This window comes from Candidatus Magnetaquiglobus chichijimensis, assembly GCF_045865675.1.
Taxonomy (GTDB): Bacteria; Pseudomonadota; Magnetococcia; order Magnetococcales; family Magnetaquicoccaceae; genus Magnetaquiglobus; species Magnetaquiglobus chichijimensis.
On record NZ_BAAFGK010000001.1, the window covers coordinates 191,691 to 206,727 of the forward strand.

General features: G+C 61.6%; 1 protein-coding gene (running past one end of the window). It reads left to right on the plus strand.

Features of this window, described 5'->3' with window-relative positions; translation table 11 throughout:
- On the plus strand, positions 1 to 15,037 hold the 5' portion of the coding sequence (locus ACOY6C_RS00810; RefSeq protein WP_420903574.1) for a hypothetical protein. It continues 33,044 nt past the right edge of the window; 15,037 of the gene's 48,081 nt are visible here — the first part of the coding sequence; its start codon is at positions 1 to 3; its stop codon lies off the right edge, out of view.

The window sequence follows — 15,037 nt, forward strand, 5'->3', positions numbered from 1 at the left end:
TTGACCGCTGAGAATGTGCCGTTTGATTTGCTGCAGATTCAGGCCGGTGACTCAAGCTTCGACCTGGGCAGCCTGATCGTTAGCAACAAGGCGACGATGATCGACCTGACCAAAGGGAGTTCCCAGAATAGCGGGCTCACCCCGATCAACGCCGATCTTATGAAACTCTCCAAGAGTCTTGGCAGTCTCGTGCTGGACCTTGGAGACAATGCCAACAACGTCACGCTGACGCAAGCCGAAGAGGGCATGCTGCGGATCAGTGGCGACAACATCATGGATTTGCTTTTTGCCGCGCCAACGGAGCTGGTCGGTTTGCGCGGTGGCAGTGGTGTGGACAAGGTTTTGATCGAGAACCTCGATCTGGGCAACGCCGATCTGGTGATCGAGGCCGAATCGATTGAGCTGGAGGCCGGTTTCACCCTCAGAACGCAAGGGGATGCGGTATTCAAGGGGTATGCTGGCGTGACCTCCAAGGGCGATGCGGGCCTGTCGCTGGAGGTTGACGGGTTTGTTGGTTTTTATGGCACGGCGCGCATTGGTGGCCAACTGATTCTGGATGCGCAAGTGGCTCTGGATGCCCAGATCCGACGTAATGGCGTCGAAGGTTCGGTGGATCTGGATCTGACCAGCAGTGCTGTGGCCGAAATCGGCCAGTTTGCGGATATTGCGGCCAACAGTGTCAAGGTGTTGGCCAGCACCGGCAATGAGATCCTGATCAACAGTCAAGGCGGTTTGGGCACGGTGTCGGTGGATATCACCCAGAACACCAAAGCCTCCGTTGCCCCCGGTGCCACCCTGAATCTGGCAGTGGCTGGCTCAAGCCCCAAGATGGCCTTGCTGGTTGAGGCCGTGGACCGCAGCCGGATCTCCAGCACGCTGAATACCGCCGACAGCCTGGTCACCGCCTTGACCGCCGGTCTGGACCTGGGCATCGGCACCTTGAACCTGGAGCGCAATGCCCTGGCTTTGCTGGGGGACAATACCGTCAGCAATCCGAAAACCACCACCGTCAACGCGGGCCAGGATGACAGCACCCAACAGGCCATCAAGACCGGCCAGATTCAGGTTGCCGCGGCCATTGCCGACTCTTTGTCAGGAGGGGTGACGGGTACGGTCAACTCGTCGTTGATCGGCGTGCAGACCACCACCCTCAAAGACCGGGTCTTGTCCCTGGTGGACCATACCGATCTGGCCGGCTCCTCCTTGCAGGTCTATGCCCTGAACCAGGCAAGCCACGACGCCAGCGCCAAGATTGCCAAGCAATCCTCCACCGGTTCCATTGCGGCCTTGTTGAGCGATGCCATCGTGCAGACGACGGGCGTGGTGCATGTGGTTGCCAAGGACCAGTCCCGTTTCACCACCACCAGCGGTGAATTTGTCGCCGACTCCGCCCTGCTTGGCGGCGTGCAGCTCAGTGTTTTGTCCGCCGTCAACAGCATCGATCGCACGGTGCAGGCCATTGCCAGCCATGCGACCATTTTTGCCGGTGAAGTCAGCGTGATTGCCGCAAGCCAGGCCGAGTTGAGCGTCGAGGGCCAGGCCATGACCGTGACCACGGAGGCCAACGCCACACCGCCCTCCTTGAGTCTGGGTGGCACTCTGGCCTGGAACCAGTTGAACGGCGGCACCACGGCTTCGGTGGTCGATTCAACCCTGTCGGTGGACGGTGGCGATGTGACGGTGGGGGCGCGCAACAGCTCGATCGTCAGCGCCACGGACAGCGCCGGTTCCCCGGAATCCGGCGGGGCCGGTTCGGCTGCCGGCATCTCTCTGGCCTTCAATGCCATTGGCTGGAAGATGGGCAATCCGCTCACCGCCGGCTTGAACAGTCTGCTCGGGACCGATTTTGGTTTTACCGGCGCGGCTTACCAGACTCTGGCCGAGTTGCGTGATTCCACGGTCTCGGCGGAGGGTAACCTGACGGTGACCGCCGATGATGCGATGGATATCTCTTCGATCATCAGCAACCAGATGAGTGCGGTGGCGCTCACCACGTCCAGCCTTTCGGTCGGGGCATCCGCGGTGTTGGCCAGCAATCGCATACGCTCCGAAACCCGCGCCTATGCCAAAGGTCGGGAGAAAGTGGTTCCGGTCGGCCAGGATCCGGCTGGCGACACCCTCGATCCGGATTTCGCTTTGCAGGGCACCCTCACGGTGCATGCCACGGATGATGCGAGCATTACCTCCGAGATTACCATTGTCGCCAGTTCGTCCAGTCAAGGTGGGAGCAGCGTGGCCGCAGGTCTCCTGGTGTCACGCAATGACGTGCGCAACCAGGTGGAGGCCTATCTGCTGGATGTCAAACTGAATGCAGGGGAAGATGCCGAGGTCGCCGCCAACGCCACCACACTGATCGCCGCCACCCTGAGCGGCGAAGTGATTGCCAAAAGCGAGCCGTCCGGGGCTGGGTCAGATCCTGGCGCCGATACTGGCACGGATACGGGCACCGGCACGGACACGGGCACCGGCACGGATACGGGCACCGGCACGGATACGGGCACCGGCACGGATACGGGCACCGGCACGGACACGGGCACCGGCACGGACACGGGCACCGGCACGGATACGGGCACCGGCACCGGCACGGATACGGGCACCGGCAGTGGCGGCACGACGATCGCGGTCAACGGACTGATTGCCAGCAACCTGATTCTCTCCAACACCCGCGCCTGGGTGATCGACAGCGACATGACCACGGGCGGCGATTTTACCCTGACCGCCGATGACTCTTCCGCGATTGTCGCGGAAAACCGTGCGACAACGGAGAGCAGCGGCACAGCCGTGGGGGTGACGCTGGCCTTCAACACCATCGGCTGGAAGGCGCAAAACCTCCTCTATGCCGCCGTGGATGCCCTGCTCGGCACCAGCATCGGCACGGAGCAACCGGCGACCGCCAGTGTCCTGGTGACCGGCGGTCGTTTTGACGTGGGTGGCGCCATGACGGTGGCGGCCAGCAACGAAGCGCTGATCGAGGCGGGCATCCTGAACGATACCCGTTCCACCGGGGCCAGTGCGGGCGCCGGTTTCGTCCTGGCCAGCAACATGATCAGCACCAAGGTGAACGCCAGCGTCCAACCGGATGCGGAGAGCGCAGATCTGCTTGTCGTGACCACCGGATCCGGCCTGTTTGTCACGGCAGAAGATGCGGCCAGCATCGATGCCGATGTCAACATGGTGACCGGGAGCAGCGGCGGCGTGGCGGTGGGGGGGCTGGTGGCCCGCAATGATGTTCGCAGCCAGGTGGGATCCCTGGTGGATGCCGTTCAACTCGTCTCCGGTGGCGACGTGGACGTGTCGGCGCGCACCAGCGCATCCATTGAAGTCTGCCTGTCGGGGGAGACTACCTCGGCTCCGGCAGCGGAGGGGAGCACGGATCTCGGTCTGGCGGTCAACGCGCTCATTGCCAACAATCTGGTGCTCAGCCAGGCCACGGCCACGCTCTCCGACAGCGATCTGTTCATCGAAGGCAACCTGCGGGTGGCGGGCGACAATGTCTCCACCATCACCGCCAACAACTCGGCCACCATGTCATCCGGTGGCACCGCCGTCGGCGTTGTCCTGGCTTTCAATACCATTGGCTGGAAGGCGCAGAATATCCTGTTCAGCGCCCTCGATGCCTTGCTGGGCACCGATATCGGCACCGAACAACCGGCAGAAGTGAGTGCCCGGCTGGTCAATACAGCGTTGATTGTCACGGGTGATGTCGCGGTGCTGGCCGGTGGACTGGATGAAGAACCGGGCGCCCAGACCGGCTCCGTGATCGAGGCGAGCGTGTCCAACAGCACGGAGTCTTCGGGCAGTTCGGCTGCGGTGAGTTTCATCCTGGGTCAGAACAAGATCAGCTCCCGCAGTCTGGCCTGGCTCAGTCCCGTTGCGTCGAATCCGGTGGATGCGGCCCTGCTGAACAGCAGCAATGAACCGCCGCGTCTGGATCTTCTGATCGGTGGCAACCTGACCATCACCGCTACCGACGCGGCGCAGATTGATTCCACGGTCAATCTCGAAGCCACCAGTGGTGGCGGGGCCGCGGTTGGGGGCGTGGCCTCCCGGAATGATGTGCGCACCTCGGTTCAGTCCGGACTGGATCGGGTGAACCTCGACCTGGGTGGTGACAGTGTTGTGACCGCGTTGGAGTTGGCGCAAATCCATGCCAACGTCTCCGGCATGACCGTCTCCCTCTCCGAAGAAGAGGCCGCAGCCGCCGAAGATCCGGTGGAGGGTGTTTCACAAACACCGGATGCTGGCACGGATACGGGCGCGGACGCCGGCACGGACGAGTCGCCCACGGGGCCTGGCGCCGTCTCTGCGACGGACACGACCCCGACACCGGAAGAGGAGTCGGCCACCGCGACCGAAGCGGAGACGACCGAGGCTGCCACGGCCACGCCGATTGCGGTCAATGGCCTGATTGCCAACAACCTGGTGCTCAGTTCCGGTCGGGCCACCGTGACCAACAGCGCCATTGTGGCCGGTGGCGGTCTTGCAGTCGAGGCGAGCAACGAATCGGGTATCGAGGCGGAAAATACCGCCACCATGGAATCCGGGGGGACAGCCGTGGGTGTGACCCTGGCGTTCAACTCCATTGGCTGGCAGGCGACCAATTTGCTCAAAAGCACCATTGGCGCCCTGGTGGGCTGCGATCTGGGCACCCAACAGCCTGCCGAAGCGTTGGCCAAGGTATACAACACGACCCTCGATCTGGGTGGAGATCTGAGCGTGCAATCGGCTCAGAGTGCAACCATTGGCGCCACCACCAGCAATGCCACCACGGCGGCTGCCGGCAGTGCTGCCGCCAGTGTGGTACTGGCCTCCAATGCCATGAGCACGGCGGTCGATGCTTATGTTCGTTTTCCGGATGGCACGGCAGACAAGGACAAGGTTGTCCATGTGGCCGGTGACATGCTGGTGACGGCCAGCGACGCCCCCAACATTCTCTCCGGCGTCACGGTTTCGGCCATTGCCAGCGCGCCGGAAGAGGGCGATGGGGCGTATTTTACCGTCGATTTGCGCAGTGGCGATGGCCTTCAGGAGGTCAGTTTCGGCGATCAGGTACTGGTGGCGGACGACCATGAAGCCGGGGGCGAGGGGGGCCGCATCTACCGTTACATGGGTGGCGAGACGGTGGAACTCGATTTGACCGAGACCGACTTCACCGATACCGGCTACTGGTATGAACTGGTGCCGCTGCCGCCATCCCTGGATATGGTCAACAAGTTCATGGGGCTGCTCGGCACCGAGATGCCCTATCTGGAAAAAGAGTTCACGCTTGTCAGCATTCCGATTGGCAGCCAGAGTTTTGATATCGGTTTGAAGGTGACCGCCGGGTGGGAAGATCTGACAGTCAAGGATTTTCTCAAGGGGGAGGCCGACGCTTCCGAAGGGGGGCTGGAAATTTTGCCGACAGGCATCAAACTCTCTTTGCCTGCGAGCGTCATGGAGACGCTGAATGGCATACTGGGTCCGCTTCCTTTGGTGGGGGACAGTTTGGAGTCCCCGGCCTTGACCATCGAATTGATGTTGCCTGATCCTGAACTGCCCTATTTTGAGTATGAAAAAGTTCTTGGCGATATTTGGTACGGGGGCCAGGAGTATGAATGGGGTGTGAAAGCCGAATTCGGTTGGCCGAGCACCACGTTGTTGGATATCGTCAATCTGCAGGCGCTGATCAGCGGCGACGGCTTCGCGCCTGTCCTGCCCGAACTGGTCACGGACATCTTTTTGCGTCCGGTGCAGGTGGGACTGGCACCCGGTGGGGCCGCGTGCGGTGCGGCCCGTCAAGGCGGGGAAGAGGCGGTTCCGGTGATCGACGCGGTGGATTTCATGCCCGGTCAGTTCATCTTCGAGGCCCCGTCGGCGACCTTCGATTTTCTCGGCCACTCGGTCGAGTTGAAGTTTGCCCGCATCACCATGGACACCCCCGCCGAGTTCGAACGTTATGTTGACAGCGCTCTCGATCCGTTGGTGGTCGATCTGGGCGGTTTGGATTTTGGTGATCCGGTCGAAGGTTCGCCCGTCGTGATCACGCTGCCCGGCATCCACGTCTCCGGCACGGAGGCATCCTCCCAACTGCTCACCCAGTTCAAGGAGTTGCTGCGCTTCATCCCGTCCGAGATTCAGCTGCACGATCCCTCTGTTTCTGTAAGTGTGATGGGCCATCCTTTCACCTTCGAATTGCCGGTTTCGTCGGTGATCGCCGCATTGGGGGACTCTCTCCCAAGCTTCATGCATGCCGGGGATGGTTACACCTCCTTGGAGATTGCCGATCTGTTCCCTGACAGCTCTTCCGAGGTGCTGGACTTTTTCCTGCAGTCCAAGGATGCCGCACCCCTCGTGGTGGACAGTTTTACCTTTGACCTGGGCGGGATCAGTCTGTCGGGTATTGAAGCCGGTGACAACCAGACCACGGATACGACAACGGGAGGGACCGGGGAGGAAGAGGCCGGTTTTGGTGGTCGTCCGGTCAAGAAGGTCGAAACCGGCGGGGCGGGCCAATCGGCCATCCAGCGTCTGCTGCTCAACCAGGGTGATGCAGGCATCGATTATAGCGCCGATGAGCCTCCCAGCTTTGCGCTGACGATGGTGGACCCTGACAGCGGAGAGGAGTTCACCACCGATGCCATCGAGCTGTTGCAACTCGACGTGGCGTTCAATGAAACCCAGCGATTGATTTTCATCCAGAAACCGGCAGAGGTGCGTGGGGATGGCACGGCGGGAGAGCGTGCCGGCATTCCGTTTGTTTTGAAGTATCTTCCCCCGGTGGAGGAGGAGACGGCGACCAGCACCGAGGCGCGTGCGGATGATCAAGTGGAGCGCTCGGTTGAACTGGTATTGACGGGCGACGGCGCCAATGATGCGGTCACCATCCAAACGGCACTGGTTGAATGGTTTGGTGAAAACAATGTCACGGTGACCTTCAACGCGGACGATTCGGCTGCGGAGCAGTCGATGTCGTTTGCCTCCGGCGGCATGGTGTTTGACATCCAGTTTGTGGGTGAATTGGCTGCAACCGACATGGGACAGGTCCGTGCGAGTGTGCTTGGCCATGTCAACCGTGAATTGATTGTCCGGTCGGAGACTCTCAAGGACGGGACGACCGGGGCCACAGCCGTGGAACAGGCCCAATTGATCGAAAAGGCACTGCAAGTCGCCCTGGAAGATGCGCATGCCGCCACGGTGGTGGCCGAGTCCGCTCCTGGCAGTTATCTGGTGATGTTTGGCGGTGACGCCTGGGGCACCCGGGCATTGGGGCGTCTGGCAGGGGCGGATGAGTCGGAAGGTCTGCGGGTGCGCGTGCGCACGGTGGAGACCGGCGAGGCGGCCACCTCACCGGGTTACGCCATCAAGCTCAATGATCCCGAAGGCGCCGATACGTTTGACATGCAGATCACCATCGACGATGTGCACTATCTGGTCACGGGTCTGGCGGTCAACATGACGACCTCCGAGTTGGCCCAGGCCATCCAGGATGGTGCCATCGGCGAGGATGGCAGCACCCTGGAAGATCTGGGGCTGGAGGTCAAGATCACGCTGGATACCGGATCCGATGAGTCGGACTTCTGGAAGATGCGTTTTATCGGGGATGTGGAAGCGCACGCCTTTGGCAGCGTGCGTAGCCTCTTGATTCCGGCAGCAGTGGTTGATCCTGGCACAGGGACCGATCCAGGGACCGATCCAGGGACCGATCCAGGGACCGATCCCACACCCGAACCGACCCCGGAACCGACCCCTGATCCCACACCCGAACCGACCCCGGAACCGACCCCGGAACCCACGCAGGCGCCCGGTGACGGGACAGCCGGTGACGGGACAGCGACCACCCCGGCGGCGACCGAGCCTACCCCGTCCAAATCCCTGGCCGTGGGTGGCATCATTGTGCGCAACGATTTGCGGGCCACGGCCAATGCTTACGTTCAGAACACCGATCTGACCGCCGGTTCGGTGACGATCAACGTGGCCGAGGAGGCGGTGATCCGCGCCCTGGCCGATGCCACGGCGGAAGCCACCGGCGGAGATGGACCTGGCCTGGCCGCCGGTGGTGTCATTGCCACCAACCTGATGCTCAACAGTGCCAATGCCTATATCGTGGACAGCGATGTCACCACGACCGAGGGGGATCTCACGGTTGATGGCGTCAACTCCGGTCACATTGTGGCGGAAAACAACAGCTCCATGAGTTCGGACGGAAAATCCATCGGGGTGACCCTGGCCTTCAACACGGTGGGCTGGAAGCCCACCAACATTCTGTTTGCCACCATCGACGCCCTGGTGGGCTCCCGTTTGGCGGATGAGCAGCCATCGACCGTGATGGCGTATGTCCAGGACTCCAACATGGAGGTGGCCGGCGCCATTCTGGTTTCCGGGCGTTCCGAGGCCTATATCCTCTCGAAGATCTCCAACGCGACCAGCTCGACCATGGCATCGCCCGAAGAGGCCCCGGCGACAGATACGGCGGCGACCGACGGTACGCCCGCGCCCGTGACCCCCGATGCGGTCAACCCGGCGGCGTCGGAGAAACCCTCTGGCCTGTCGGTTGGGTTTGTGTTGGCCAGCAATATGGTGAGCAGTCAGGCCAAGTCGTTCATCTCGGGAGAGGGCGGCACGGTTGATACCGGCGATGGCGGTCTCTCGGTGACCTCGGCAGACGATGCGAGCATTGTCTCCACCGTGGACCTGGAAGCGATCTCCACGGGTGAGGAGAGCCAGGCCAGTCTGGCGATCAAGGCCTTGTCCAATCTGGCGGGGCTCACCTACACCGATCGTTCGGGCGAGCAGAAACTGAAATTTGGTGATCGGGTCCAGCTGGGCGGCGCGGTTTATTCCGAGTTTGACCGTCCCGAGGAGGTCACCAAAGGCCAGAGGGTGCAGTTGATCACCGATATCGGGGGTGGTTTTGCGGGCGATACCTATGAATACATTGGCCAGGAACCTCTGGAAGATGTCCAGCTCGCCGACCAGCTGTTTACGGATACGACCCTTTGGAAACGGGTCAAGGGCGAGCTGGGCGTGACCTACATCTTCACCGGCTGGAGCGACACGGTTGATCTGGCCGAGGAGGATTTCAACGACCGGGACCGCTGGTGGAAACTTGATCTCGCCTTCTGGACCGATCTGGGCGCTACGGCGGCAGATGCGCTGTTCGGGGAGAAATCCGATGCCTCTGCTTTTGGTGGACTGGTGGTGCGCAACGATGTGCGCACCGATGTCGATGCCTTGATCGACGGTCAGACCATCACCCTTGCCGGCGACCTGAATGTCACGGCGGATCAGCGCGCCACGATTCTGGCCCAGGACAACAGTACGGTCAGCAGCGGCAAGACAGCCATCAACATCGTGATTGCGACCAACACCATCCTGTCGGATGCCCGTGCCTGGATGGAGGAGTGTGATGTCACCGCCACGGCCCAGGAGACCCCGGAGGATGCTGCCGCAGATTTCGAGGCCGAAACCGGCAGTGTGAACATCGCTGCCCACAACAGTGCGCGTATTGCGGCCCTGGTGGCCAGCAGCGTCAAGGCCAGCACCTCCGTGGGGGTGACTCTGGCCTTCAACACCATTGGCTACAAGCCGCAAAATCTGTTTGCCAACATGGCCGACAGCGTGCTGGGCACCAGCTTTGGCACGCCGCAGACCGCCAGTACGGTTGCCGGTGGAAAAGGCAACACCTTTGATGTGGCAGGCGATATGGATCTGCTGGCCGACTGGGCCGGCAGCATCGATGCCATTATCGAAAGTTCTGCCCTGGCCTTGAATGTCGATGTCAAGTCCGCGCCCACGCCTGGTGGGGACAATGGCTCCAAGTCCGCCATCACGGTGGCTCCCGTGGTCGCGATGAACAAGATTGCGGCGGATGTGCGGGCGACATTGGATGAGACCGGGAAGGTGGATGCGGGCGGCGGTATTGCCGTGCAAACCAAAAGCCGAACCGCCATCCACGCCAAGGTGGCCGCCAGCGCGATTTCGATCGCCGCCAGCAAGACCAGCAGCGCCAAGGCCATTTCGGTGGGGCTCAGCCTGTCGCGCAATGACATTTTCAGTTCGGTCGAGGCCTCCATCAAGGCTGTTGGCGATGTCAAGACGGATGTGATCGCCAGGGGGGGCGCTATCCGGATCGGCGCGTGGCGCAGTTCCGTCATCACCGCCAATGGAACGGCCACCGCCGTGGCCGTGGCCATCAGTGCCAAGGGGGGACCTGCCGTGGCGGGTGGGGGCACTCTGGCTTTCAACCGCATCAGTGGCGACACCGACGCCTTTGCCGGGTTGGTCGCGCTGCGGGCGGGCACAGAGGAAGAAGCGGGCAACGTCTATGTCGAGGCCCATGACGACTCCCTGGTGGATGCCTATCTGCGTTCCGTGGCAGCGTCGGTTTCGGTGGGCGGCGGCGGGTCCAAGGCCTTTGCTCTGGGTTTGTCGGTGGCCCGCAACATCATCGGCGAGACACCGGTCTCTGTTGAGTACGATTACAAAGCCAGCCTGTACAACGATCAGAACAAGAACAAACTTCTCAAGAAAGGCGATTATGTCCTGAATGACTCCAGCCTGCTTGGCAGGGAGATCTTCCAATATGTCGGCGAGCCCATCGACAAGGATGGGCTTGACTTGACGACTCAGAATTATTCGGACGAAACCACCTGGAAACTGGTCAGTTATGGGACCGCGCGCGCAGCCACGCTCGCCCGACTGGATCGGGCCAATGTGGATGCCACGGGCGCGTTGACCCTGACCGCCACCTCGACCGCCGAGATCAACGCCATGGTGTTGGCCGGTTCCGCCGCGGTGGGCGCCGGTCGAGGCGGGGCCATCACGGTGAGTGCCGCCGGGGTCTATGCGGAAAACCGCATTTTCAGCAGCGTGGATGCCCGCATCATGGGGAGTGATGCCGACCCGTCCACGGTAACCGCCAATGGGATCGACATCAGGGGCGAAAGTCGCGCCTCCATCAATGCCGTGGCCGGTGCGGCCTCCCTGGCGGCCTCGTTGGCCGGAGGTGGCTCCAGCATCAGTGCCTCGATCGGTTTGTCGCTGGCTTTCAACAGCATTGACGCGGATGTGCTGGCACGCGCCGAACACGCTCTGCTCGATGTGGGCGCAGGCGCTCTGACCATGCGCTCGATCTCTGCCGGTTTGGCGGAGGGGCCGGACATAGAGTGGGCCAGGTTGCAGCAGGCAGGCATCACCGCAGCGGCTTTGGATTCTGCCGCCAATGCCAATGCCAAGACCAGTTTCGACAGCGATACGGACCGGGAGTGGGATTACCTTCGCAAAGATGGTTTGACCTATCTGAAGGACGGGGATCTGGTTCGTGATGACGATGGTCGTATCTATGAATTTGATGATGATGATCAAACGATTAATCTGACCGACAGGTCGCTGCATCTGGCCAGCGATGATCGATTCGACGAGGTGGATGACACCGAGTCCACGGTCAAGTCGGGTTATACCGTGCGGGTGGACGCGTTGCACGACCCGCGACTCGGTGAGGCCGGGCGCGTCTACCGCTTTATCGGCGGATCGGTGGATCATGTGACTGCCGAGGGCATGACAACCATCTCCTCCGGGCAGAAGGTCCGGGTGTCGGACAACTTTGGCCGGAAAGGGTTTGCCGGTCGCGTGTTTGAATATGTCGGCGAGGTCGAGCAAACGACAGTCGATTTATCGACAGCCGATTACACCGACAGTGACACTTGGGATGAAGTCGAATACGAGGAGGATATCGAACTCTGGAAAGAGGATTACACCAATACCACACGCTGGGAGTTGGCCTCCGAATTTGCCGATCCGACCACGGTGGTGAATCTGCGCAACGTGTTGATCGATGCCGGTTATGAACTGGCCGATGCGGATTTGATCCGACCCACGGCGGTCTATACCTCGGGGGATGGTCTCGACTGGAGCTACAGCACGGACGAGGGCACCGTCGATCTGAAGAAGGATGATCTTGTTCTGGACGAAGGAAAGTATGACGAGGACGGCAAAGAGATCATCTACCGCTACCTGGGCAAGGAAGAGGATGAGGAGGGAACGACGACCTCTGTTGACCTGTCCCAGGCCGATTTTGAGGATGACGATCTCTGGGAGAAACAGGATCCCCAGGACAAGACCATACGCAAGGAGGATACCGTCCGACTGGCCAACACCTACCGGAACGGCGGCGTGGGCGGCGCGGTTTATCGCTATATCGGCAAAAACAACCAGGAGCTGAATCTCACCAAGGTGGACTATTCGGACACGACCAACTGGGAGCGGGTCGTGCCGGAACTGGCGGTTTCGGTGATTGAGCCGGGCAAGATCTGGCAGATCATCGACGCCGATGGCAAGAGTTTCACCCTGACCCTGGATGGTCAGGATGTCAGCATGGCCCGGAACAACATCAACGCCCTTTCGGTGGCAGCCTCGGCGGCCATTGGCCTGGCAGTCGGTGGCAGTGGAATCGCCATCAGCGGGGCGGGTGCGGTGGCCGTCAATCGACTCAGTGGCTCCACCGATGCGCTGTTGCGCTTTTCCGACGTGACCGCTGCCGAGGATGTCACGCTGAGTGCTGTCAACCAGTCGGTGATTTCCGCCACCATCGCCTCTTTGTCGATTGCCGTTGGCGCAGGCAGCAGCGCGGGTGTGGGGGCCTCGATCGGCATCGCCGTCGCCCGCAACCTGATCGGTCAGGAGGGATTCGGCGCGGTGGGTGAGGATGCCATTGCCACCGTTCGCGCTGTGGCCGAGGATACCTCCATTCAGACCGCGGGGGATGTCACCTTTACGGCCAAGGCCAGCCAGTCCATCGACGCCCTGGTTCTCTCCGGTTCGGCTGCCGTGGGCGCGGGAGGCAGTGCGGGTGTTGCCGTGAGCGGTTCCGGTGTCTGGGCCGAAAACCAGATCGGCGTTCGGGTCAGAGCCGGAACCATGACCGAGACGGCTGCCAAGACCCGGCCTGGCAGCATCTTTGCTGACAGCGTGTCCGCGTTGGCGAACAACAACTCCAGGATTACCGCCTTTGCCGGTGCCGCTTCCATTGCCGTGGCACTGGGCGGCACGGTCGGTGTTTCGGTTTCCATTGGTATTTCTCTGGCCCGCAATGTCATCGACGGCGTGGTGCTGGCCGCACTCGAAGGGGTCGAGGTGACCACTTCCGAGGGGGTGACAGTCAAGGCACAATCGGATGCCGATATCCAGGTCTTCTCTCTGGCGGCGTCGGTGTCGGCTGCCATTGGCGGGAGTGCCGGTGTTGGCGTCAGCGGCGCCGGGGCATCGGCACTCAATATCATCCTGGCCGACACCCATGCGGGTATCGACGACAGCGCCATCACCGCATCCGGCGACGTGGTGGTGGATGCGGTCTCCACCAGCCGGATCGATGCCACCATCATCTCCGCCTCCATTGGCGTGGGCGTGGGCGGTGCCGTGGGCGTGGGGGCCTCGATCGGTGTGTCGATCGCACGCAACTATTTGGGGTACGATCCCTATGCCTATGACGGTACGGTGACCTATGTGCAGGGCACCGATTCCCCCGGCCAGCTCGTGAAGGGCGACACCGTTAAACTGGGGCCCAGGTCAGGCGCGCGTGCCAACGAGGTGTATGAATATATCGGCAGTAAAACTTTGACTCAGGAGGACCGGGACAAGAACGGCGCGATGGATGACCTGATTCTTGCCCAGGACTTTTCCGACAAGGATAAATGGAAGCAGTTGCTCACCACTTCGGCCAATGAGATCCAGGCCTACGTCATCGGCTCGTCGGTCACGATCAGCGACGATGGTGTCCAAAGAGATCTTGCCGTCAACGCGCTCAACAGACAGAAGATTGATTCCTTCGTGCTGGCTGGCTCGGTGGCGGCCTCCGGTGGTGGCACCGTGGGCGCGGCGCTCAGTGGCGCTGGGGCGAGTGCGACCAACCGCATCAACACCGATACCCAGGCCTACATCTTCAACAGCACGGGCACGGGCATGGAGGTCGATGGGGATATCGTCATCCAGGCCGACAACCAATCCAGCATCGAATCATACGTGCTGGCCGTGTCGGTTTCGGCGGCCTTCGGCACTTTTGCCGGTTCTGTCTCCATCGGCATCTCCATTGCCGTCAACGAAATCGCGGGCAGCACCAAGGCCTATGCCGATCGCGTGGTCCTGGACGCCGGAGGCGATATTCTCATCACCGCTCTGGACACGCCGAGCATCGACAGCAGTTCCACCGCGGTTTCCGTGGCCATTTCGGGGGGGATCGGTTTTGCCATTGCGGGCGGTGGCGCGGTCTCGTTCAACACCATCACGACTCAGGTTGTGGCAGGGATCGATCGAACGCTGGCCGGGGCACTCCATGTTTTCGTGGAGGGGAGTGAAAACGGCTGGACCGAAGTGCGCGCCAAGGGCAACCTGACCATTCTGGCCGACAGTCTGGCCCAACAGGAGTCACAGGTTTTGTCGGCTGCGGCCAGTTTTGGTCTGATCGCCGCAGCCGCAGCGGGGACGGTCTCTGAAAATGAGATGGGCGCCCTGGTCGATGCCTATTTGTCCGCGGCGGTCGTGGAACTGTCAGGCGCCGATGCGGTTGTGTTGGTCAAGGCCAACAGCGTGCAGAACAGCTACGCGCGTGCGGACGCGCTGAGCGTCAGTTCCGGCGCCTCCATGGGTTTCTCTTCCGCCAGTTCCAAGGATATCAGCATCGTCCGGGCCGGTTTGGGTGCAAACGCCCAGGTGACGGCGCCCACGCTGCGCGTGCTGGCCGACTCCACCGACAACCTGTTCCAGCAATCCACCGCCTCCAGCGGAGGCTTGTTCGCGGGTCTGGCCGGGGCCTACTCCGAAGTGGACATTCTGGGACGGACCCAGGTTCTGGTTGGGGATGACAGCAAGGTCACCGTCAGCATGCTGGACCTGACGGCCAACCGGGAACAGAACTTTGATGCCACCGCTTTCAATCTGGCGGTCGGTGCTCTGGCTGGCAGTGGGGCGACGATGATTTCCACCCTGCTTGGCTCTGCCGATATTAAGATTGGTGAACGGGTGGAGGTCTTGGCCGACGATATTTTACTTTCGGCCAAGAACGTGG